A 24,071-nucleotide genomic window follows, 5' to 3' on the forward strand; every position below is an offset into this window, starting at 1 on the left:
TAGAAATCCTTTTTATGAGGCACGATTAAAAAGATTGTAACGTAAAGCGCGACCTTTAGGTAACGCCCAAAAAAATATATAAATTAAAAAATCCCTTTAACTAAAGGGATTTTTTTTAATCTAATTTATCGGTTAATTTTTTAAATACTTTTTTAGCATCTTTACCTTCGTAAAGTACAGCATGAACGGCATTTATTATGGGTAACCTTGTTTTCTTTTTGTTTTTTTCGTTTAGTAAATAGGCGCTTTTTGTGGCATAATAACCTTCGGCAACCATTTTCATTTCCATTTGTGCAGATTTTACGGTGTAACCTTTACCAATCATGTTTCCAAACATGCGGTTTCTAGAAAATACAGAGTAACCTGTTACAAGTAAATCTCCTAAATATGCCGAGTTGTTAATGTTACGTTTCATTTTATGCATTTTTTTAATAAAACGCTTCATTTCGCGTATGGCATTACTCATTAAAACACTCTGGAAATTATCGCCATAACCTAAACCATGTGCAATTCCTGCTGCTACTGCATATACGTTTTTAAGCATTACGGCATATTCTGTACCTATAACATCATCACTGGTTTTTGTTTTTATATAGTCGCTAGATAAGGCATCTGCAATAGATTGTGCCTTTTCGGCATCTGCACAAGAAATAGTTAGATAAGAGAGTCTTTCTAGCGCAACTTCTTCGGCGTGACAAGGTCCAGCAATAACACCAATGTTTTCAAAAGGCACATTATAATTTTTATGAAAATGTTCTCCTAATAGCAAACCTGTTTCTGGAATAATACCTTTTACAGCACTCACTACAATTTTATTTGTAAGTTCTAAATGAAGTTTTTTTAATTCATCTGCAATAAAAGCAGATGGTATTACAAATATTAAAACATCTGCATAAGCAACCATTTCGTTAATATCGTTACTTAATTTAAGTTGTTCTAAATGAAATTCTACCGAACTTAAATATGTTGGGTTATGCTGCTCTTTTAGTAAATGCTCCTTTGTGTAAACGCTGCGCATATACCATCCTATTTCTTGTTTGTTTTCGGATAACATTTTAACTATTGCCGTAGCCCAGCTTCCAGATCCAAAAACAGCGTATTTTAATTCTTTACTCATTGAAAATAGTTTCTTTTAATTTCCTGATAAGGCGGAAATCTCACTTCTTTAATAATTCAAAATTACGCATTTATAAATTGTTTTTAAGATACTGAAAATCATTAACATAATTTTTTGGCATGCCTTTTGAAATTAGATTTATATCAATCTTTAAAACGAAACGATTATGAAGACATTAAAATTACTTTCAGTTTTTGCTTTAATGGCAACATTATTTACTTCTTGTTATACAGAAGTTTTGGTAGAAGACGATTATATTAATAATACAGCACCAGGAATATCTGTAAATCAGTTATTAAATTCTTATGAGTTGTGGTATGTAGATATTAATGAAACTATTGGTTATGGAGAATCACCGTTTTTGCAAATTGCTTTTACAGTATCTTTTAGAAATGGAGTATTATATGCTAATAATAATTTAGTTGGTATAGGAAACCAAGGAAATGGTTTCGGAATTCCAATAGGTTATTACGATGCTTATAACATGATTTTAGATATTGATCATGATATTGATGGATATGATAGTTTTGATGTTTACCAAATAGATAGTAACACAATAGAATTGTATAATCCATTTAACGATACATCATATTTTTTAAACGGTTACCAACGTTCTAATTTTGATTACGACTATGTTTTTTATGATAACATCCATTATTTTGTTCAAGAATATGAAGCTTGGGAAAAAACATATACTAGTAACTACGGTGCATTAAACGAGTTTGATAACGAAAACTGGTTACAATTTTTATCTGGCGGAAACGATTCTACTTTTAGAAGTTCTCAAGATCCATCAGGTATAAATCCAAATAATATTTATTGGGATTTTACAGGAGATTATGGAGTACAAAATATAAGCGGTAATTTTTATTTAAAAAACTTAACTCTAGATTACGATTACTTTGATAATGAATATTTTGAATTAAGCGTAATAAACGATCAAAGAATTGAACTGTTACATGTCGATTCTGGAACCGTGTATGAGTTTACTGGCCGTGGTTATATTGAATATTTAAAAGAAGGTAATACTGTCGATAAATCTAAAACATCAGGGCAGAAAAAGCGTGTTCAAAGAAGCGCAAAGAAAGACAATGTAAGAGAGAATACACGAGAAGACGTATAAATAACACCAATATTAAAACTGCTTTAAAAAATAATGTTTAGAGCAGTTTTTTATGTTATTCATCGAAATTTAAGAGAATAATAAGAGTGATAAGTTGCAATTGAAGTAGTTTTTCTCCAACTTTACAAGACTTAAAATTATTAACTAAATAAAATACAATTATGGGATTATTTTCATTTATTAAAAATGCAGGTGCTAAAGTATTTGGCATCGGAAAAACAGATAAAGAAGAAGCTGCAGAAGCTGCTGCCGCAGAACTTAAAGAAGAAGCTGCTGCTGCAAGAAAACTAGAAGAAACAATTAGAGACTTAGATTTAAAAGTTGAAGGTTTAAGTGTGCATATAGATGATGATGCAGCTACAATTTCTGGTCAAGCATACGATCAAGCTACTCGTGAAAAAGCAATTTTAGTAGTAGGAAACAGTAACGGTATTGCAACTGTAGACGACCAAATGACGGTTGAACATAAAGAACCAGAAGCTCAATTTCATACTGTAGTAAGCGGAGATACTTTAGGTAAAATTGCTAAAAAATTCTATGGTAATGCCATGAAATATCCAGAAATTTTTGAAGCTAATAAGCCTATGCTTGAGCATCCAGATAAAATTTACCCAGGACAAGTTTTACGTATCCCTGAATTAGATTAAAATATTTTTTTCGTCTTTAAATAAGCCGATTATATTATAGAAAAACCAGAATGTTTAATACATTCTGGTTTTTTGCTTTAAAAAACACTAAAAATGATAAAAAGCATTTTCTAAATGTTCTATATTAAATTTTTTACTGTCTTTTACTATGGCAATAATATCAAACCTCACTTCTACGTCCAATTTGTTTTCAATAACATACTCGTTAACTGCTTTTACTAAACGTTGTATTTGTTTTGGCTTTACAAAATCTTGAGGGTTTCCAAAATTTGTAGTCGATCGTGTTTTAACTTCTATTATCGCTAAAATATCTTCAAGTTTAGCAATAATATCAACTTCGGCTTTATCAAAACGGTAATTACGTTCTACAATTTCATAGCCTTTTTGTAATAAAAAATCTACTGCTAATTGTTCTCCTTTTTTACCTAATTCGTTATGTTTTGCCATGGATTAATAATTAGTTTTTTACTACGTAATTAGCAACATTTAGCACTTATAAAAATCACTATTCAAAAGTGACTGTAGATTGCGAACTTTTTACTACTAACTCTATTGTTCTTCCTAAAATCATGGCTCTATTATCTTCTTCATGGCCAGCAGGCATATTAAACGCTATAGGAAAATTATAGTCTTGCAATGCATCTAAAATTAATTGTTGTACACTGCTTCCCCAAAGTGTTGTGTTTTTTCTCATTCTACTCATATCTCCAACAATTACACCTTTACAATTATCAAAATAACCAGCACGCTTCATACTTTGTAACATACGGTCTATATGGTATTTGTACTCACCAATTTCTTCAATAAATAATATTTTTCCATCCACATCAATACTGGTGTTAGATCCTAACATAGTATGCAAAATAGTTAAATTGCCACCAACAAGCTTTCCTTTAGCGGTACCAACTCTATTATATGTAGAACCTTTTAAAGTATATGCTAAAGGCGCTCCAAAAATTGCAGATTTAAACGTTTCTATACTCTCTTCAATTTTACTTAAATCATTAGGCAAACTCACACACATTATACCGTGAATTGTTTCTACTCCTATAGTATGTAATTGGTTATGCAAAGCTGTAATATCACTATATCCAATAATCCATTTTGGTTGCTCTAAAAATTTAGAATAATCAAGTTTATCTAATATTCTAACAGTACCATAACCGCCACGTGCACTCCAAATAGCTTTTATAGTTTTATCGTCTAATGCTTTCTGGAAATCTTCGCAGCGCTCTGCATCGGTTCCAGCAAAATGATTGTCTTTTTTAAAAACATTATTACCTATTACAACATTTAAATCCCAACTTTCTAGAAGCTTTTTAGCGCGAGCAACTTCATCATTTCTGTTTTTTAAAATTCCTGAAGGCGCAACAATAGCAACGGTATCGCCTGCTTTTAAATAAGGTGGTTGTATCAATTTATTTTCATTTTTATTTTGTGCAATTACATTGGTATTTCCAAATAGAAAAATAGCACTACACAAAAACAATATTATTCTAATTTTCGACATGTTGTAAATGTACATTTTTTTTCTAAATGGCTATCAAAATGTGTACTTTTACGGCTTCAAAAGAAAAGAAGATGTCAAAAAGATATACAATTACTGCTGCATTACCATATACTAACGGACCAATACATATTGGACATTTAGCAGGTGTTTATGTGCCTGCAGATATTTATGCAAGATATAAGCGTTTAACTGGTAACGATGTTGCTTTTATTTGTGGAAGTGATGAGCATGGTGTACCAATTACTATTAAAGCAAAAAAAGAAGGCGTTACACCACAGCAAATTGTAGATAGATATCATAAAATAATTAAAGATTCTTTTGAAGTTTTTGGTATTACTTTCGATAATTATTCAAGAACTTCTGCAAAAATTCACCACGATACAGCATCAGAGTTTTTTAAAACATTGTATGATAAAAATGAATTTGTAGAAGAAGTTTCAGAACAATTATATGATGCTGAAGCTAACCAGTTTTTAGCAGATAGATTTGTTGTTGGTACTTGTCCAAAATGTGGTAATGAAGAAAGTTATGGAGACCAATGCGAAAATTGCGGAACTAGCCATAATGCTACAGATTTAATTAACCCTAAATCTGCAATTACAGGAAATGTTCCTACTTTAAAAGAAACAAAACATTGGTTTTTACCACTAAATAAGCACGAGCAGTTTTTAAAAGATTGGATTCTTGAAGGTCATAAAAAAGACTGGAAACCTAATGTTTACGGTCAAGTTAAATCATGGATAGACGATGGCTTAAGACCTAGAGCCGTAACACGTGACCTTGATTGGGGAATCCCAGTTCCGGTACCTGGTGGCGAAGGCAAAGTACTTTACGTTTGGTTCGACGCTCCAATAGGTTACATTTCTGCAACTAAAGAATGGGCTGCAAGAGAAGGTAAAGATTGGGAACCGTATTGGAAAGATGAAGACACTAAACTAGTACACTTTATTGGTAAGGATAACATCGTATTCCATTGTATAATTTTTCCAGCTATGCTAAAAGCAGAAGGATCTTACATTTTACCAGATAATGTTCCTGCCAACGAGTTTTTAAATTTAGAAGGCAACAAATTATCAACATCTAAAAACTGGGCTGTTTGGTTACCAGAATATTTACAAGATTTCCCAGATAAGCAAGATGTATTACGTTATGCATTAACTGCAAATGCTCCAGAAACAAAAGATAACGATTTTACTTGGAAAGATTTTCAAGCAAGAAACAACAACGAGTTAGTTGCCATTTTTGGTAACTTTATAAACCGTGTAGTAGTATTAACAAATAAATATTATAACGGTATAGTACCAACTCCAAGTGATTTTTCTACTATAGATGAAGAAACCTTGGCAGCAATTAAAGCGTATCCAAGTGTTCTAGAAAGTTCTATAGAACGCTACCGTTTTAGAGAAGCTTCTCAAGAATTAATGAATTTAGCAAGACTCGGAAATAAATATCTAGCAGATGAAGAGCCGTGGAAACTTGTTAAAACAGATGAAGACAGAACTAAAACAATAATGTTTGTTGCATTACAAATTGCATCTGCTTTAGCGACATTATCAGAACCGTTTTTGCCGTTTACATCAACTAAACTAAAAAATATTCTTAATTTATCTTCAGAAGAATTACAAACATCTTGGAGTGAGATTACTTCTAAAGAAATTCTACTTCCAGCAAACCATACCATTGGAAAAGCAGAGTTGTTATTCTCTAAAATTGAAGACAGCGAAATACAAGCACAGTTAGACAAATTAGAAGCAAGTAAAAAAGCTAACGAAGCAGCTAATAAAGTTGTTGAGCCACAAAAAGATACTATTACTTTCGACGATTTTACAAAATTAGATTTACGTGTTGGAACCATTCTAGAAGCCGAAAAAATGCCAAAAGCTAAAAAGCTTTTAGTATTAAAAGTAGATACAGGAATAGATGTTAGAACTATAGTTTCTGGAATTGCAGAAAGCTTTACAGCAGAAGAAGTTGTTGGTAAAAAAGTAACTGTTTTAGTAAACTTAGCACCAAGAGCATTGCGTGGAGTAGAGAGTGAAGGCATGATTTTAATGACTGAAACACCAGAAGGTAAACTAGTGTTTGTAAATCCTGATGATACTACTATTGGTAATGGGTTGCAAATAAGTTAATTATTTTTTAGAGTGAGATTTATAACACCTATTCGCACTTATAGTTAAATATTTATTAATTGTATTTTTTTTAATATTAATAAAAGTTTTAAATATTAATTTTAAATAAATCAAACTTATAACCAAAATGAAAAAACTATTATTACTATTATTCACAGCAACTTTTTTATGGTCTTGTGGAGGTACAAAAGTTGTAAGACAATCTAAAAAAACTATAAAAGGTGAGTGGGTTTTAAGTTCTGTAGATTATAGCAAGTCAGGAACTTATAACGTCACGTTATTAGGTGATACTTCTAAAGAATGTTTCGAACAAAGTACATGGCAATTTATACCAAATAATAATACTGGAATTTACAGTATTACTAATGGAAGCTGTGCAACAGGCGACAGGAACTTTATCTTTACAATTCAGGAAACAGATGAAACTACAGGCTTATATCATTTTTTATTAAAGCCAACAGATGCTAAAGGCAAAAGTGAAACTAATCAAGGTTTTAGAATGAAATTGTCACAATTGTCAGATATAATTATGCAATGGCAACAAACGGTAAGTGTAGACGGAGAACCATTTACAATTAATATGAACTTTTCAAAAATTTAAAAAACTATGAAATTAAATATATATAAAATATCAAGTATTGCATTTGCTTTAATGTTAGCATTGACATTTACTAACTGTACAGCAACAAAAAATGCTAATAATAAACAAAAAGGTGGTGTTATAGGCGCTGCTGGTGGTGCTGTTTTAGGAGCCATTATTGGTAACAATGTAGGTAAAGGTGGTAATGGAGAATTAGGAGCTGTTATTGGTGGTGTTATTGGTGGTGGAGCAGGTGTACTTATAGGAAATAAGATGGATAAACAAGCTCAAAAAATTGAAGAGGAAATTCCTGGAGCAGTTGTAGAGCGTGTAGATGATGGTATTGTTGTAACCTTCGATGAAAATAGTGGTGTATATTTTGATACCGCAAAATATAATGTAAACGCAGCATCTCAAGCTACTTTAGATAAGTTAGTTAACGTACTTAGAGAATATCAAGATACTAATATATTAGTTGTTGGGCATACAGATAGTGTTGGAAGCGAGGAGAACAACATGACGTTATCTAAAAACAGAGCTTATGCAGTAACAAATTATATTACTGGTCAAGGTATAAGCAATGGTAGACTTACTACAAATTGGTTTGGAGAAGCACAACCAACAAACGATAATAGTACTGCAGAAGGTAGAGCAAAAAATAGACGTGTAAATATTGCTATTTTACCAAACGAAAAAATGAAAAATGATGCTAAAAAAGAAGCAGGTGAAAACTAAAAAATCTTTTATTTTTTCTTCGGAAAATTAAGCAGAGTTAAATATATTACAAGACCTTATTTTTAAAATTTAAGGTCTTTTTTTATGCTTTTAAAATATATTATATCTCACACTAAGTTAAATGAATCGTCTGTAAAAAACACGATTAAATTGTTAAACGAGGACTGTACAGTTCCTTTCATTTCGCGTTATCGAAAAGAGGCAACAGGTAATTTAGATGAGGTTCAAATAGGAGATATTGTTAAATATAAAGAACAATTTGAAATTTTAGAAAAAAGAAAAATAGCCATTTTAAAAGCATTAGAAGAACAAAATGTTTTAACACAAGAATTAAAGCAAAAAATAGAAAGTTGTATAGACTTAATTACGCTTGAAGACCTGTATTTACCTTACAAGAAAAAACGTAAAACTAAAGCAGAAACAGCTAGAAAAAATGGCTTAGAACCATTGGCTAAAATAATAATGTCTCAAAAAGCTAATGACATAGAATCTATAGCATATAAATATATAAATAAAGAAATAAAAAACGTCGATGATGCTTTAGAAGGAGCAAGACATATTATTTCTGAATGGATTAATGAAAGAACAGATATTAGAAATGTACTTAGAAATCAATTAGAAAGACATGCTCAAATATCAACAAAAGTTGTAAAAGCAAAAGCTAAAGATGAAAAAGCACAAAAATTTCGTGATTATTTCGATTGGTCCGAAAGTTTGCAACGCATACCATCTCATAGATTACTTGCAATATTAAGAGCCGAAAAAGAAGGGTTTATAAGAGTTAAAATTAATATTGATGATGTTCGAGCTTTAGAACGCATAGATAATAGAATTATACGCAGTAATAATACGTGTGCAGATCAAATAGAGCTTGCCATTTCCGATGCATACAAACGTTTACTGTTTCCTTCGTTAAGTAATGAAGCTTTAAGTAAGGCTAAAGAAAAAGCAGATGAAGCTGCAATTACCGTATTTGCTAAAAACTTAAAACAATTATTATTAGGTTCTCCCATTGGAGAAAAAAGAGTATTAGCCATTGATCCTGGTTTTAAAACAGGATGTAAGTTAGTTTGTTTAAATGCTCAAGGAGGTTTAGAACACAACGAAACTATTTATCCACATCCACCAAAGAATGATAGTTTTGGTGCAATAAAAAAAATAGCGTCTTTAGCCGAAGCTTATAAAATTGAAGCAATAGCTATTGGAAACGGAACAGCTTCACGTGAAACAGAGGCTTTAGTAAAAAAAATTCAGTTTAAAAATAATATTCAAGTATTTGTAGTTAGCGAAGCAGGAGCAAGTATATATTCGGCATCAAAAATTGCAAGAGACGAGTTCCCAAATTATGATGTTACAGTTCGTGGCTCGGTTTCTATTGGTCGTCGTTTGCAAGATCCTTTAGCAGAACTTGTTAAAATTGATGCAAAGTCCATTGGTGTTGGTCAATATCAACACGATGTAGACCAGAATAAGCTTCAAAAAGAGTTAGATGTTGTAGTCGAAAATTGTGTAAATGCTGTTGGCGTAAACATAAATACAGCAAGTATTCCATTATTAAGTTCTGTGTCTGGTATCGGACCAAAATTAGCCGAAAACATATTTAATTATAGAAACAAATATGGTGTTTTTAAATCTAGAAAAGATATAAAAAAAGTTCCACGTTTAGGCGATAAAGCTTTTGAGCAAGGAGCAGCTTTTTTAAGAATTAAAGATGCTAAAAACCCACTAGACGACTCTTCTGTACATCCAGAAAGTTATAAAGTTGTTGAAAAAATGGCTAAAGATGAAGATGTTACATTAGGAGAATTAATAGGTAATGAGAAGATTTTACAAAAAATTAATTTAAAAAAATACGAAACACAAACCATTGGGCTATTAACATTACAAGATATTATTAAAGAATTAAAGAAACCTGGTTTAGATATTAGAGAAAGTGCTAAAGTATTTAGTTTTAATCAAAATATTAAGTCTATAACAGATTTACATACCGGTCAATTATTACCAGGAATTGTAAATAATATAACAGCTTTTGGGTGTTTTGTAGATATAGGAATTAAAGAAAGTGGTTTAATACACGTGTCCAATTTATCTAATGAGTTTGTAAAAGATGTAAATGAACATGTGCATTTACACGAACAAATTATAGTAAAAGTGTTAGAAGTAGATGTTTCTAGAAAGCGTATTCAATTAAAATTACATAAAAAATAATTGTAGAACCATATCTTGATTAAAATTAAGTAATTGTATTTATAACAGTTATGCCTATCTTTATGCAGTAGAATAAAATGTGTTAGCTTTTAAAATGTTTTATTTATATTTAAAATTATTAATTTAAACATACTATGATAGCTCATAAACAAGGTAATTTAACATTTTACACACCAGAAGTTGTAGATGGTTTAGCAGGACATTTTTTCGATACAGGAATTTCAGCTGGATTTCCTTCTCCTACAGAAGATTTTAATGAACAACATTTATCATTAGACGAGGAGCTAGTAAATAACAAAGAAACTACGTTTTATGCCAGAGTTAGTGGTCAATCTATGATTGGTGCAGGATTGGATGATAATGATTTGTTGGTAATTGATCGTAGTTTAGAACCAGAAAATAATAAAATAGCAGTTTGCTTTTTAGATGGAGAATTTACTGTAAAACGTTTAAGAGTGACTAAAGACGAGGTTTGGTTACAACCAGAAAACCCTAATTATCCTATTATAAATATTACTGAAGAGAATAATTTTCTTATTTGGGGAATCGTAACAAACGTTATTAAAAAGGTATAATATTTAAAATTTAAGCATAAAAAAACGCGAAACTTTAGTTTCGCGTTTTTTTTGTATATTATTAATAAATTAATCTGCTAAAATGATTGCTTTATTATCTTTCATTTCTAATGTTCCAGAATTAATTTTTACAGTTAAAACTTTATTATCATCTGGATGTGGCGTAACACTTCCATGTAAATCATCAAAAACAAGATGAGTTTGCGTGTGTGTGTTTATTTTTATAACACCTTCTTTTAAAACAGAAACAATAGCTGCGTGATTATTAAGCATCTGAAACTCACCATCTATCCCTGGTACAGTAACAGCATCTACTTCACTACTAAATAAAGTTGCTTCTGGTGATACAATTTCTAAATACATATTCTTTTAGTTTGCAGTTTGCAGTTTGCAGTTTGCAGTCACATTAGTGACTGAAATACTGAACACTGCTAACTAATTTACGCTTCTGCTAACATTTTCTCTCCAGACTCAATAGCTTCTTCAATAGAACCTTTAAGGTTAAATGCAGCTTCTGGTAAGTGGTCTAACTCACCATCCATAATCATATTAAAACCTTTAATAGTTTCTTTAATGTCTACTAATACACCAGGAATACCTGTAAATTGCTCTGCTACGTGGAATGGTTGAGATAAGAAACGTTGTACACGTCTTGCTCTACCTACAGCCATTTTATCTTCTTCAGATAATTCTTCCATACCTAATATGGCAATAATATCTTGTAATTCTTTATAACGTTGTAATAACTCTTTTACACGTTGTGCACAGTTATAGTGCTCATCACCTAAAATATCTGCAGTAAGAATTCTTGACGTAGAATCTAATGGATCTACGGCAGGATAAATACCTAACTCTGCAATTTTACGAGATAATACGGTTGTTGCATCTAAGTGTGCAAAGGTTGTTGCTGGTGCAGGATCCGTTAAATCATCTGCAGGTACGTATACTGCTTGTACAGATGTAATAGAACCTTTTTTAGTAGATGTAATACGCTCTTGCATCGCACCCATTTCTGTTGCTAATGTTGGTTGGTAACCTACGGCAGAAGGCATACGACCTAATAAGGCAGATACCTCAGATCCAGCTTGTGTAAAACGGAAGATGTTATCTACGAAGAAAAGTACATCTTTTCCTTGTCCGTCTCCAGCTCCATCACGGAAATATTCTGCTATAGTTAATCCTGAAAGTGCTACACGAGCACGAGCTCCAGGTGGCTCATTCATTTGTCCGAATACGAAAGTTGCTTTAGAATCTTTCATAGCAGATTTATCTACTTTTTGTAAATCCCATCCACCTTCTTCCATAGAATGCATAAAGTCATCTCCATACTTAATAATACCAGACTCTAACATTTCACGAAGTAAATCGTTTCCTTCACGTGTTCTTTCACCTACTCCTGCGAATACAGAAAGTCCACCATGTCCTTTTGCGATATTGTTAATTAATTCTTGAATTAATACTGTTTTACCTACTCCGGCACCACCAAATAATCCAATTTTACCTCCTTTTGCATAAGGCTCAATTAAATCAATTACTTTAATACCTGTAAATAAAACTTCTGTAGATGTTGATAAATCTTCAAATTTTGGTGCACTTCTGTGAATTGGTAATCCAGCATCACCAGCTTTAGGTAAGTCTCCTAAACCATCAATTGCATCTCCAATTACATTAAATAGGCGTCCGTAAACATCACCACCAATTGGCATTTGTATTGGAGCTCCAGTAGCGTTAACCTCTGTTCCTCTACTTAAACCATCAGATGAATCCATGGCAATAGTACGTACAGTATCTTCACCAATGTGAGATTGTACTTCTAGTACTAATTTTGAACCATCAGGCTTGTTAATTTCTAATGAATCGTAAATTTTTGGAAGTTCAGCACCAGCTCCGAATTCTACATCGATTACTGGACCTACTATTTGTGCAACTTTACCTGTAACTTTTGACATTACTTATCTATTTAATATTATGCGATTTAATTGTTTGAAAACACCTTCGGTTTTCGCGTGCAAAGATAGGTGTTTTTATTTTAAAAAAAAGTTGTTTTTAAAGCTTTTTTAAGTATAAAAAACGCCTCCATATTGAAGGCGTTTTTAAATATTCTTTTTTTTACTAATTATGGTAACAATGCAGAGTAGTTTACTCCAAAATCATCTGCTTTTGCAACATTTCCTGAAGCTCTAAAGTTAGAACCATATGTAGTGTCAATAGCGTCTAAGAATGAATTAGCCATTAATGCGTAGCCTCTTGCAGTTAAATGTACACCATCTAAACTTACTAATCCGCCAAATACTAATGATGTATTCATATTGTAATCATCAAATTGAATACCAGCTGAAGCCGCTTGATTTAATATAGTATTTAAATCTACTAAAGCTAATCCGTTACTAGATACTATAGAAGAAATACTTGAATTATAAGCTGCAGTAGCAGTGGCAATTTCTTGTTGTTCTTGTGGTGTTAATGTCCATTTGTCTGCTAATGGTAAAGTTACACCTTCTACTGAAAATTGTCCAGCTAATGCTTGTGGTAAACCTTGTCCCATAAGTATAGCTACATTTGCATTATTTACAGTTCCTATTATTGAAGAACTTGGTAAAACAAATAAATCATTTTCTGTTGCTTGTCTTGTTTGTCCATAAGTACTACCCAAAAGAGCAGCTACTGTATCTGCAGCGGCTGGTGGTAATCCAAATTGTGCAATGAACGCAGGAAAAGTAGGGCTAGAACTTAATGCATTTGTTATTGTAGCTGATATATCTGCTAAATTTTCATCGAAGATAACTACTGGACTGTTTTCAGTCTCAGAAAAAACAATTGCTCTACTTGGGTCTACAGCATTAAATATTGGATTTAATGCTCCAAATATTGAATTTAATAATGGAATTTGAGGACCAAAATCTGGATTAGAAGGCTCTAATGGATTGTATGGCACTGTTGTAAAGTGAGCAAGGCTTGTAATATCTGGTACGTTACCAACAGCTCCTTTAGTGTTTGGGTTTGAAGTTAATCCTGCAATTAAAGCATTTAATGCGTTGTCAAAAGTTGCAACAGGTGTAATTGGATCGTAATTTTCTGCAGTAGGATCACTTTCTCCTCCTGATAGAGCGTATCCTAAAACATCGTTTCCTCCAACTTCACTTAAAGTAAAAAAGGTTGGGTTTTGTGCTACAGCGTCTCCTAAAACAGTAGCAGATGCACTAGATGCAATTCTTGCATAAAAAGGATTTGCAGCTGCATAACCAGGAGCTACTAAGTGCCAACTTTTGGCACCAGGAATACCAAAGTTATTCCAATCACTTCCTATATTTACTCCAGCTTCTGTTGTTATAGGTGGAACAGGAGCGCCTTGGCTTGCTAAAAAATCGTCTAATGCTACCGGTCCAGCTCCTCCAAATACAAATCTATATCCTCTGGCAACTGTACCGCCAACAAGAATACCTCCAGTATTATCATCCATTAAAGGTTGTGTAAAGGTTCCGCCACCAGCTTTTGCAAATTGTTTTGATAATGTGTTAGGAAAAGAATCTTCTTGTCCTGCAATAAACAAACCACCATCAGTAAATCCTGCAGTAAATGATGCGCCAATTGCTACGTAGTTTGAAAAATCTGCATCACCAGAAGTTAAAGCTGGTAAAGCAGCTTCTTCAACAGGTGGTTGGTCTAAAAATTCTTCAAAATCTTCTTCTTTATTACACGCTGTAATACTTATAGCTAAAGCAACAAGTCCTAAATATTTTAAGTTTTTAAATGTTTTCATTATTATAAGTTATTAATTGTTAATGATGCATAGTACATAGATCCTATAAATCCTGTTCCAAATGCAGTAAAGTATTCGTTACCAGTAAGGTTTGTAGCTCCTACTTTAATTACAGATTTTAAGCTTGGTACTTTATAGTTTAATTGAGCATCTATTGTATGAAATTCTGGTACTATACCATTTCCAAATGTTGCTTCCCAAAAATAATCATCACTAAATCTATATGCTACATTGAATCCGAAGTTTTTAAATACCTCTGTGTGTCCAAAAGAAGCTTTAAATTTATGTTCTGGAGTATTAAAATTTGTTTGGAAATCTGGATATGTTTCACTGTCAAAATCTTGTTTTGTAAATGTGTAACTTCCACTTAAATCAAAACCATTAAATACTTTAGTAGATAAACCTAAAGAGGCACCATAAGAGTTTACATCTGCTTCAGAGTTTGTGTAAGCGCTATAAGTTTGGAAATCTCCATTGGCAATAGCAGCTAAAGATAAACCATTGTCACCAGCAACACCATAATAAGGAGCAACAACAACTTCTTGCGAAATAAAATCTTTGTATTTGTTATAGTAAGTACTAAAGTCTACAATTAATTTATTGAACTTTCCTCTATAACCTATTTCCATAGAAGTTACTTGTTCTGGCTTAATAATATCTGGATTTGCAACTTCTAATAACGCAGGATTTCCACTATTTGCAAAATCTGTAACCGAATTAGCAGAGTATGAGTTATTATATGCATTAGCACCTGTTTGTGTTACTGTTGATGCTTGTCCAAATTGATCTTGACCTACCTGACTTACTCCAAAAGTTCTAACATATCTATCTAAGTTTTCTGGAGCAGAACCAACTAATATAGCTCTACCTGCATCTAAACCAATAAATAAATCTTGAGTTGTTGGGTTTCTAAATCCAGTTTGAATAGAGGCTCTAATATTGTGGTCTCTATTTATAGTTAAACCAGCAGATAATCTTGGAGAGAAAAACCCATCAAATAATTCGGATTTATCAAAACGACCAGAAGCTGTAAGTTTTAAACTCATGTCTTCATTAAATTCAAAATCTTTTTGAATTTGAGTATAGATTCCAAATTCTGAATATTCTATTGGTCCATCATTATCTGTATAGATTGTTCCTCCAGAATTTAAGTTGTATTTTCTATAAGATGCTCCAACTTGAATTTCTGCAATGTCAATTAAGTGACTAAAATTATAATTTGCATCACTATGAAAGTATTTAGAGGCATCTTGAAATTTTGAACCTGTACTTAAGTCTGGATCATTAATACTTCTATTGAAAGCAGCTTTATACTCTGGCGTTCCAGGTAAAAAACGTCCAGTATCTGCAGCAGCTCTGGCTGCATCATGTTTTTGTTGAGTTGATAAACTTAATGGGTTTCCTGATAATTCAATTTCTGCATATCTAGCAATATAATCGCCAAACCAGTCTTCGTCACTTTTCCAAGCTCTGTTAATATTAATTCCAGTAAACACCATATCGTAAGAATCTCCAGCTTTATCAGAAACTTCGTATCCTCTTATAAAAAAGTTATCATTCTTAACTTCTAATTTGTGTTGTTGCTGAAAAAAACCATCAATATTATATCTATTTGTTCCTTGATAAATTGTAGTACCTGTACCAACTTTTCCAACATAAGAAATCTCTAAACTATTGTCTTCTATTGGTCTATAATAAAGTCCCCAATCGGCTTTAATACTTTGTGCATTATACTCTGTTAAATCACGTTCGTTATATCCAGTTCTACTTACTACTACATCTGGAATAAAACCAAGTCCTGAAGCAGCTCTAATATTTGTAGATACCTCATCACCATAAACATTAATACCGTCGTAGTTAGTATTAGCACGTGTTCTTGTAGGATCTATTTTATCTACTTCGCTAGTTGCAGCCCAATCTGTTCCTTTTAAGTAACCGAAGTTTACCTTTGCTGCAAATTTATCTGAAAATTTATGAGCTATTCTTACTCCAACATCTGTGTAAGGATTATCTCCGGCAGCTTCTTGAGACGTTATACCTCTTTTAAAAGATGCACTTATTCCTTGGTGATCGAAAGGGCTTTTACTTCTCATAAATAAAATACCGTTAAAGGCATTTGCACCATATAAGGCAGAAGATGCTCCTGGTAGAAGTTCTACACTTTGTACATCTGTTTCAATCATACCAACTAAATTTCCAATTGGGAAATTAAGTGCAGGAGTAGAGTTGTCCATGCCATCTACTAATTGCATAAATCGAGTGTTTGCAAATGTTGCAAATCCACGAGTGTTTACAGATTTAAAGGTTAAACTGTTTGTATTAACATCTACACCTTTAAGGTTTTCTAATCCATCATAGAAATCTGCAGATGCAGTATTTTTAATTTCTTTAAGTCCAAAACGTTCTACTGTAACTGGAGATTCGAAAATACGCTCAGGAGTTCTAGAAGCAGAAAGAACAACTTCATCAAGAATACTTCCTTCTTGTAAAACAAAATTTAATTTTTGGTTGTTTGCAGTAACCTCCATGACTTCTGTAGAAAAACCAACACTACTAGCTTGTACTGAAAATGGTGGATTACTATCTGTTGAAAGTGTAAATCCTCCATCAAAATCTGTAACGTTTCCAGAAGATGTTCCTGTTACTATTATATTTGCGCCCGGAATAGGTAAGCCGTTATTGTCCATAACGGTACCAGTTATTGTTGTTTGCGCAAAAGTTAGCGCACAAAAAAACAACAATACAATAGATAAGATTGTTCTCATTTTTTAGATTTAGTTAATTTATTTAAGAGCCAATATACGTTTTTTAAGTATATCTTAAAAAAAAGTTAATAGAAATTATGCGTGCATAATAAAAAAAACAAAAAAATCACCACTATAATTTACGAATTACATAAATTATAATGATGATTATTAGGTATTTGATATTTTGAATAGAAATGCTATTCTACCGTAACAGACTTAGCTAAATTTCTAGGTTGATCTACGTTTTTATCTAACATTACAGCTATATGGTAAGACAATAACTGTAAAGGTATTGTGGTAAGTAGTGGAGTTAGAGACTCAATTGTTTCAGGAACCTCAATTACGTGGTCTGCAAGATTTTTTACATCCACATCTCCTTCTGTAACAATACCAATTATTTTTCCTGATCTAGATTTAATTTCTTCAATATTACTTACTACTTTCTCATAATGTCCTTTTTTTGTTGCAATAACAAAAACTGGCATTTGTTCATCGATTAAAGCAATAGGACCATGTTTCATCTCTGCGGCAGGATAACCTTCTGCATGGATGTATGATATTTCTTTTAGTTTTAAAGCTCCTTCTAAGGCTACTGGAAAATTATATCCGCGACCTAAGTATAAACAGTTTTTTGCGTCTTTATAAGTTTCAGCTACTTTTTTAATGTGCTCATCTTGTAATAATGCTTTTTCAACTTTGTCTGGAATAAGCTCTAGTTCTTGTAAATGATGCTGAAATTCTGATTTAGAAATTGTTCCTTTTTCTTTTGCTAATTTTAAAGCAATTAATGTTAAAACAGTAATTTGGGTAGTAAATGCTTTTGTAGATGCTACGCCTATTTCTGGTCCAGCATGAGTATATGCACCGGCGTGAGTTTCTCTTGCAATAGATGATCCAACAACGTTACATACACCAAAAACAAAGGCTCCTTTAGATTTTGCTAATTTAATTGCTGCTAGGGTGTCTGCAGTTTCTCCAGATTGCGATATAGCAATTACAACGTCTTTTTCTGTAATAACTGGATTTCTATATCTAAATTCTGAAGCGTATTCTACTTCGACAGGAATTCTAGCTAAATCTTCAAAAATGTATTCTGAAACTAAACCAGCATGCCAAGAGGTACCACATGCAATTACAATAATTCTATTTGCGTTTAATATACGCTCAAGATTATCATCGATTCCGGCCATTCTAATAATGCCTTCCTTTACTAATAATCTACCACGGTAAGTATCTTTAATTGCTACCGGTTGTTCATGGATTTCTTTTAGCATAAAGTGATCATAACCACCTTTTACTATTTGTTCTAAATTAAGTTGAAGCTCTTGAATGTATGGGTCAACTAAAGAATCGTCTTTAATTTTCCTAATTTTTATACCTTTTTTTAAACGTACAATTGCCATTTCTTCATCTTCTAGATAAATGGCTTTTTTAGTATATTCTAAAAAAGGAGTAGCATCACTTGCAATAAAAAATTCTCCGTCACCAACACCAATAGCTAATGGGCTACCAAGTTTTGCAACAACAATTTCGTTTGGTTTATTTTTATCGAAAACAGCAATTGCATATGCTCCAACAACTTGGTTTAGTGCTATTTGTACTGCTTTTCCTAGTTTAACTTTTTCATTCTTTTTTACATCTTCTATAAGGTTTATTAAAACCTCTGTATCTGTATCTGAAGTAAAAGTATAGCCTCTTTTTAAAAGTTCTTGTTTTATAGAAGCATAATTTTCTATAATTCCATTATGCACAATTACTAAATCTCCAGAATTAGAATAATGTGGATGAGAATTAACGTCGTTAGGAATACCATGAGTTGCCCAACGTGTATGACCAATTCCTACTGATCCATTTGTACTTTTTTCTTCCGCAAATTTATTTTCTAAGTCTAAAACTTTTCCTTTAGTTTTAGATAGTTTTAAATTTTCTCCATCGTATAATACAATACCTGCACTATCATACCCTCTATATTCTAATCTTTTTAATCCTTCTAGAATAACAGGATACGCTTCTTTTTTACCAATATAGCCAACTATACCACACATATTTTTTTAATTTTCAGGTTCTGTATAAAAAATTTCAAATTTTGCTCTAAATTCTGTATCTTCATTATTATCGTAACCGTGAAGTATTGTTGCTTTTGGGCTTAAAACACTTGTGCTTGGTACGACATCTAATGTACTATCGTCATCATCTCCATTTAAACCTTGAATTTTAGATTCGGAAATAACGTTTACATTATTTGCAATAAACAATCCTAATTTTACATTAGTAGAGTCTCTTTTAAGCATATTAATTACATGTGCTGTTAATCTTATTTTATAACGTTCACCTTTGTTGTCGCTGTCTCTTTGTAATACTTCAGAGAATTCTGTTCTAGATAGCTCTGGTTCTGTTGTATTAGTAGTGGCATCTATAAAATAATCGATTATAGGTAAGTTGTTTTTTAAATCGTATAGTGTTAAACGATTAGGTTCATCTTTTTCTTCTCGGCTACTGTTTAGTAGGTTTTTATTTACATAAAAAACTAAATTTGCTTCATTGATTATCCATTCGTCTTTTTTGCTATTAAAATAGTCTAAAGATGGAACCATTTCTCCTTCATCATTTTCAATATTACCAGAAAATAATTCGATTGTAGCCATTGAGCCATCTGTGCCTTTTAGGTAAAGGTTATCTTCATCACCATCGTGATTTTCTATATTTGTTTGCTCAAATGTATTTACTATGTTGTCGTTAAATTCTAAAGTATAAACTGTTGGTTCTCTATCTACAATGTCATCGTCATCTTCTTCCTCGTCCATTTCTTCTTGGTTTGTATAGTCGAATAGAAGATTTGCATCACTAAAATTTAAATAAGTTAGGCTTCCTTTTGGGTTTACATTGTCTATAGGTGTAACTTTTATAATTATTCCTCTAAAGAAATCTTTAAAATTACTTTCGGTACTTAAAACCTCGTTTCCTTGATTGGCAAAGAAAATATTTTCCCAAAATGTTCTGTTGCTATTATCTGCATCGTCTGGATTGTTTTTTAAAAGATTTACTCTAATTCCTGGAATAAAACGTTCTTCGATTTGAGTTACATTATCAACAATTACTACGCTTCCATCGTCATTTAATTCTGGCATCCTGTGTTCTTCGTCACTGATAAAGAATTCATCATCTTCGTAAATTAAATCTGCAGCAGTTAAATTAGATTCAAATAATCCACCTTGATTTGAGAAATAATACTGCTCATTTTGAAAGTCTGAGTTAGGATCTAGATCTCTTAATACATAGTTGCTTCTATATATTGATAGTTTAAATTTTTGATCTGTATCTCCAATTATAGAATCTAAAGTATAAGTATTATTACCATCTTCGTCTGTGCTTTCTAAAGTTGAAAAATAAGGTATGTTTAACCATACAGATTCTACAGTTCTATTTTCGTCTCCAAAATCTGGATTATATTCGGTTGGTGCTACTTGTGTAATAACGTTTGCTACAGTTGTTCCAAAAGTTGCGGTTGGGTTTGTGTATATACCAAAAAGGTTTCCGTTTAAATTATTAGTTTTAACACCAATTAAATCGCTTGCTGGATTTGCAGCATAAGGTGTGAAATTTTGTGTTTTAGCAGTAAATGGGAAAAGTTTACTTGTGGCATCAAAGTTTTTTACACCTTGAATGTCACTTTCAATATTTGTAAAGTCTTTATCGCAAGATATAGATATTACTAAAATTAAGCCAAGAACAGTTATAGACTTTAGGCTTTTAATTGTTTTTTTCATAAAATTTTTTCTTCGTGTGTTACAAAACACTTTCATTGTAAAAAGTTGTGTAAGCTTCAGCAAATTCGTCTTTTTCTTTAAAATCTAAAACAGGTTTGTCTGCTTTGCCTAAGTATTCTTTTAATTCTTCAGGAATTTCTTCAGAACCAATTATTAAGGCATCAGAATTATCAATAGCAACCTTCATTAAATTGTTGTAAGTAGGTTTTTCTAGAGTTTTTATTGTGCTCTTATCAATATTATCAAAAGCTATTTTGTTAATAAGGTCTTTATTTAACGTGTCTTCAAAACTTTGATTGTATACAGATGTTACAATTTTACTTTCGTTAAATAATGGTTCGTCTTTATAAAACTGTCTTAAATATAGTGGTAGTAAGGAAGCAAGCCATCCATGAACATGAATAATATCTGGTGACCAATTTAATTTTTTAACAGTTTCTATAACTCCTTTTGCAAAGAAAATGGCGCGTTCATCATTATCAGAAAATAATTTTCCATCTTCGTCTGTTAATGTTGCTTTTCTTTTAAAATACTCGTCGTTATCTATAAAATATACCTGAATACGTTCTTTTGGTATTGAGGCAACTTTAATAATAAGCGGCATATCTAAATCGTTAATAACTAAATTAATTCCAGAAAGTCTAATTACTTCGTGTAATTGGTGTCTTCTTTCATTAATATTCCCATATCTAGGCATGAATATTCTAATTTGTCCACCTTGTTGGTTTACCATTCTTGGAGTTTCAAATGACATAGATGAAATCTCAGTTTCAGGTAAATAGGGTACCACTTCAGACGACACATATAATATTCTCTTATCTTTCATACATTAGTTTTATTCGATTTATACTTTGTTTTTATCTCTTAATTTCCTCATATAAAACACTTAAAAAGTAATTAAACACAAAAAAGTAAAGTTAAAAAACACGCAAAAGTACAAAAATTTATGCAGATTGCGACTAATATATTATGTTTGCAAGCGTTAATTTTATATTAAAAATGACAATTTTCACCCAAAAATCTAAAATACAAGACTATATTTCTACAGAGAAATTAAAAGGAAAAACTTTTGGTTTTGTCCCAACTATGGGCGCTTTACACAAAGGTCATTTGTCCTTAGTTAAAAAAGCACTAAAAGAAAATGATGTTTGCGTGGTTAGTATTTTTGTTAACCCTACACAGTTTGATAATGCTGATGATTTAAAAAAATATCCAAGAACTTTAGATGATGATGTGTCTCTTTTAAAAACCGTATCTAAAAATATTTTAGTTTATGCGCCAAGTGTAGACGATATTTACGAAGGTAATACAAAAGCAGAACACTTTATTTTTGATGGTTTAGAGCATGAAATGGAAGGAAAATTTCGTGATGGTCATTTTGATGGTGTTGGCACAATTGTAAAAAAGTTTTTTGAAATTGTAACTCCAGACAAAGCTTATTTTGGAGAAAAAGACTTTCAGCAATTGGCGATTATAAAAAAATTAGTTGAGAAACATAATATACCAGTAATTGTAAAAGGCTGTGAAATTTATCGAGAAGTCAGTGGTTTAGCATATAGTTCTAGAAATGCAAGGTTAAAACCAGAATATAAAAAAGCAGCTCCTTTTATTTACAAAACATTAAGTACTGCCAAAGAAAAGTTTGGCACAAAAAGTGCTAAAGAAGTAACGGAATGGGCTGAAAAACAATTTGCTAAAAATAAGTTCTTAGAACTAGAATATTTTATAATTGCAGATGTTGACACCCTAAAGCCAGTAAAAAGAAAATCTAAAACAAAAACCTATCGTGCGTTTGTTGCTGCCTATGCAGATGACATAAGATTAATAGATAATTTAGCACTTAATTAATTACCTTTGCACTATGCAAATACAAGTAGTAAAATCTAAAATTCACAGAGTAAAAGTAACAGGAGCAGACCTTAATTACATTGGTAGTATTACTATTGATGAGGATTTAATGGATGCGGCTAATATTGTACAGGGAGAAAAAGTACAAATCGTTAATAATAATAACGGAGCACGTTTAGAAACTTATGCAATTCCTGGGCCACGAAACAGTGGAGAGATAACATTAAATGGAGCAGCGGCACGATTAGTGTCTCCAGGAGATGTATTAATTTTAATAACCTATGGCTTTATGGATATTGAAGAAGCTAAAGTATTTAAGCCTTCATTAGTTTTCCCGGATGAAGCAACTAATTTATTAAAATAAAAATTGAATAAATCCATAATAAAAACATTAAAAATTTTGCTCCCAATTCTGTTGGGAGTTTTTTTAATATGGTATTCTTTATCTAAAATTTCTATTGATGAATTGATAGAACATTTTAAAACAGCAAACTACTTTTATATTATCTTAGGTGTTGTATTAGGACTGTTAAGTCATTTGTCTAGAGCTTATAGGTGGTTATTTCAATTAGAACCATTAGGTTATAAAGTAAAATTTGGAAACAGCTTAATGGCTGTTTTTGCTACCTATTTAATAAACTACACTATTCCAAGAGCAGGAGAAGTTGCAAGAGCTACAATTTTAACAAATTATGAAGGTGTGCCTTTTGAAAAAGGTTTTGGAACCATAGTAGCAGAGCGTGTTGCCGATGTTATTGTAATGCTGCTTATTATCGTTATTACTTTGTTTTTAGAGTTTAATTTTATTTATAATTTTTTTATAGATAAGTTTAATCCAATTAAAGTAATTACCGCTTTTATAATCCTTTTAGGAATGGGATTATTTTTTCTTTTTTATATAAGAAAAAGCACATCTAAAATAGCATTAAAAATAAAATCATTTGTAAACGGACTTATTGAAGGTGCATTAAGTATTTTCAAGATGAAGAAAAAATGGGCTTTCATATTTCACACTTTGTTTATTTGGGGAATGTATGTGCTTATGTTTTATGTAACAAGTTTCGCTATTACAGGTTTGCAACCTATTCCATTTGGTGCTATTTTAATAGGTTTTATTGCGGCAAGTTTTAGTATTGCAGCAACAAATGGAGGTTTAGGTTCTTATCCTGTAGCTGTTTTTGGAGCATTTGCAATTTTTTCTATTCCAGAAGAACCAAGTATAGCATTTGGTTGGATAATGTGGAGTTCTCAAACCGCAATGATTATTATTTTGGGTGGTCTGTCTCTATTATTTTTACCTATATATAATAGAAAGAAATAAT

At 31.7% G+C, this 24,071-nt stretch carries 20 protein-coding genes; 10 read left to right on the forward strand and 10 right to left on the reverse strand.

Annotation, left to right across the window (positions count from 1 at the left end; translation table 11 throughout):
- Window positions 1-115 precede the first annotated feature (115 nt).
- Complete coding sequence (locus CLV86_RS04965; protein WP_121050361.1) at window positions 116-1,117, reverse strand: NAD(P)H-dependent glycerol-3-phosphate dehydrogenase; 1,002 nt, start codon at window positions 1,115-1,117, stop codon at window positions 116-118.
- A 166-nt stretch (window positions 1,118-1,283) separates the two neighbouring features.
- On the opposite strand from CLV86_RS04965, the gene CLV86_RS04970 reads away from it, so the two are divergent.
- Together CLV86_RS04970 and lysM are read left to right on the forward strand one after the other, a co-directional pair.
- Window positions 1,284-2,240 carry a nicotinic acid mononucleotide adenyltransferase gene (locus tag CLV86_RS04970; RefSeq protein WP_121050364.1) on the forward strand — a complete coding sequence of 319 codons (957 nt, stop codon included), beginning with the start codon at window positions 1,284-1,286 and terminating at the stop codon, window positions 2,238-2,240.
- 161 nt (window positions 2,241-2,401) lie between these two features.
- Entirely contained in the window at window positions 2,402-2,887 is a 486-nt protein-coding gene (gene lysM / locus CLV86_RS04975) for a peptidoglycan-binding protein LysM (protein ID WP_076731711.1), read from the forward strand.
- Window positions 2,888-2,974: 87 nt separating this feature from the next.
- On the opposite strand, the gene CLV86_RS04980 is transcribed toward lysM, so the two are convergent.
- The gene (locus tag CLV86_RS04980) at window positions 2,975-3,334 is read right to left on the reverse strand and encodes a YraN family protein (protein WP_121050367.1); all 360 of its coding nucleotides are present in this window, start codon (window positions 3,332-3,334) and stop codon (window positions 2,975-2,977) included.
- 58 nt (window positions 3,335-3,392) lie between these two features.
- A complete protein-coding gene (locus CLV86_RS04985; RefSeq protein WP_211330593.1) occupies window positions 3,393-4,397 on the reverse strand; it encodes a S66 peptidase family protein in 1,005 nt (334 codons plus the stop codon).
- A gap of 38 nt (window positions 4,398-4,435) precedes the next feature.
- Here CLV86_RS04985 and metG point away from each other — a divergent pair, with 38 nt between their 5' ends.
- From metG to CLV86_RS05010, 5 genes are all read left to right on the forward strand, one after another.
- A complete protein-coding gene (gene metG / locus CLV86_RS04990) occupies window positions 4,436-6,529 on the forward strand; it encodes a methionine--tRNA ligase (RefSeq protein ID WP_121050370.1) in 2,094 nt (697 codons plus the stop codon).
- A gap of 127 nt (window positions 6,530-6,656) precedes the next feature.
- A complete protein-coding gene (locus CLV86_RS04995; RefSeq protein ID WP_121050373.1) occupies window positions 6,657-7,130 on the forward strand; it encodes a lipocalin family protein in 474 nt (157 codons plus the stop codon).
- A 6-nt stretch (window positions 7,131-7,136) separates the two neighbouring features.
- A complete protein-coding gene (locus CLV86_RS05000) occupies window positions 7,137-7,844 on the forward strand; it encodes a YiaD family glycine zipper/OmpA-like lipoprotein (protein WP_121050376.1) in 708 nt (235 codons plus the stop codon).
- An 84-nt stretch (window positions 7,845-7,928) separates the two neighbouring features.
- Window positions 7,929-10,052, forward strand: coding sequence for a Tex family protein (locus tag CLV86_RS05005; RefSeq protein WP_121050379.1), 2,124 nt, complete (start codon window positions 7,929-7,931; stop codon window positions 10,050-10,052).
- 134 nt (window positions 10,053-10,186) lie between these two features.
- Window positions 10,187-10,627 carry a LexA family protein gene (locus CLV86_RS05010; protein WP_121050382.1) on the forward strand — a complete coding sequence of 147 codons (441 nt, stop codon included), beginning with the start codon at window positions 10,187-10,189 and terminating at the stop codon, window positions 10,625-10,627.
- A gap of 69 nt (window positions 10,628-10,696) precedes the next feature.
- Here the strand turns inward: CLV86_RS05010 and CLV86_RS05015 are convergent, their stop codons facing one another.
- The 7 genes from CLV86_RS05015 to CLV86_RS05045 all read right to left on the reverse strand — a co-directional run bounded on the left by CLV86_RS05015 (window position 10,697) and on the right by CLV86_RS05045 (window position 21,727).
- Window positions 10,697-10,990, reverse strand: coding sequence for a F0F1 ATP synthase subunit delta/epsilon (locus tag CLV86_RS05015; protein WP_076731719.1), 294 nt, complete (start codon window positions 10,988-10,990; stop codon window positions 10,697-10,699).
- 77 nt (window positions 10,991-11,067) lie between these two features.
- Window positions 11,068-12,576 (reverse strand): F0F1 ATP synthase subunit beta, encoded by a 1,509-nt coding sequence (atpD, locus tag CLV86_RS05020; protein ID WP_076731720.1) that lies wholly within the window; start codon window positions 12,574-12,576, stop codon window positions 11,068-11,070.
- 167 nt (window positions 12,577-12,743) lie between these two features.
- Complete coding sequence (locus CLV86_RS05025; protein WP_121050385.1) at window positions 12,744-14,387, reverse strand: SGNH/GDSL hydrolase family protein; 1,644 nt, start codon at window positions 14,385-14,387, stop codon at window positions 12,744-12,746.
- A 2-nt stretch (window positions 14,388-14,389) separates the two neighbouring features.
- Window positions 14,390-17,152 carry a TonB-dependent receptor gene (locus CLV86_RS05030; protein ID WP_121050387.1) on the reverse strand — a complete coding sequence of 921 codons (2,763 nt, stop codon included), beginning with the start codon at window positions 17,150-17,152 and terminating at the stop codon, window positions 14,390-14,392.
- 179 nt (window positions 17,153-17,331) lie between these two features.
- Window positions 17,332-19,179: a glutamine--fructose-6-phosphate transaminase (isomerizing) gene (gene glmS, locus CLV86_RS05035; protein ID WP_121050390.1), complete on the reverse strand. Its 1,848-nt coding sequence runs from the start codon at window positions 19,177-19,179 to the stop codon at window positions 17,332-17,334.
- 6 nt (window positions 19,180-19,185) lie between these two features.
- Window positions 19,186-20,901 carry a BamH family beta-barrel-assembly machinery protein gene (bamH, locus tag CLV86_RS05040; RefSeq protein WP_170148509.1) on the reverse strand — a complete coding sequence of 572 codons (1,716 nt, stop codon included), beginning with the start codon at window positions 20,899-20,901 and terminating at the stop codon, window positions 19,186-19,188.
- Between the two features lie 19 nt (window positions 20,902-20,920).
- Window positions 20,921-21,727 carry a glycogen/starch synthase gene (locus CLV86_RS05045; RefSeq protein WP_121050396.1) on the reverse strand — a complete coding sequence of 269 codons (807 nt, stop codon included), beginning with the start codon at window positions 21,725-21,727 and terminating at the stop codon, window positions 20,921-20,923.
- Window positions 21,728-21,900: 173 nt separating this feature from the next.
- Between CLV86_RS05045 and panC the strand changes: the two genes are divergently transcribed.
- From panC to CLV86_RS05060, 3 genes are read left to right on the forward strand one after another with little or no spacing between them, the layout of a single operon-like run.
- Window positions 21,901-22,749: a pantoate--beta-alanine ligase gene (gene panC / locus CLV86_RS05050; RefSeq protein ID WP_121051003.1), complete on the forward strand. Its 849-nt coding sequence runs from the start codon at window positions 21,901-21,903 to the stop codon at window positions 22,747-22,749.
- Window positions 22,750-22,762: 13 nt separating this feature from the next.
- Complete coding sequence (gene panD / locus CLV86_RS05055; RefSeq protein ID WP_121050399.1) at window positions 22,763-23,113, forward strand: aspartate 1-decarboxylase; 351 nt, start codon at window positions 22,763-22,765, stop codon at window positions 23,111-23,113.
- 3 nt (window positions 23,114-23,116) lie between these two features.
- Complete coding sequence (locus CLV86_RS05060) at window positions 23,117-24,070, forward strand: lysylphosphatidylglycerol synthase transmembrane domain-containing protein (RefSeq protein ID WP_121050402.1); 954 nt, start codon at window positions 23,117-23,119, stop codon at window positions 24,068-24,070.
- Window position 24,071 lies beyond the last annotated feature (1 nt).

It is taken from the genome of Lacinutrix venerupis (assembly GCF_003663945.1).
Classification (GTDB): domain Bacteria; phylum Bacteroidota; class Bacteroidia; order Flavobacteriales; family Flavobacteriaceae; genus Lacinutrix; species Lacinutrix venerupis.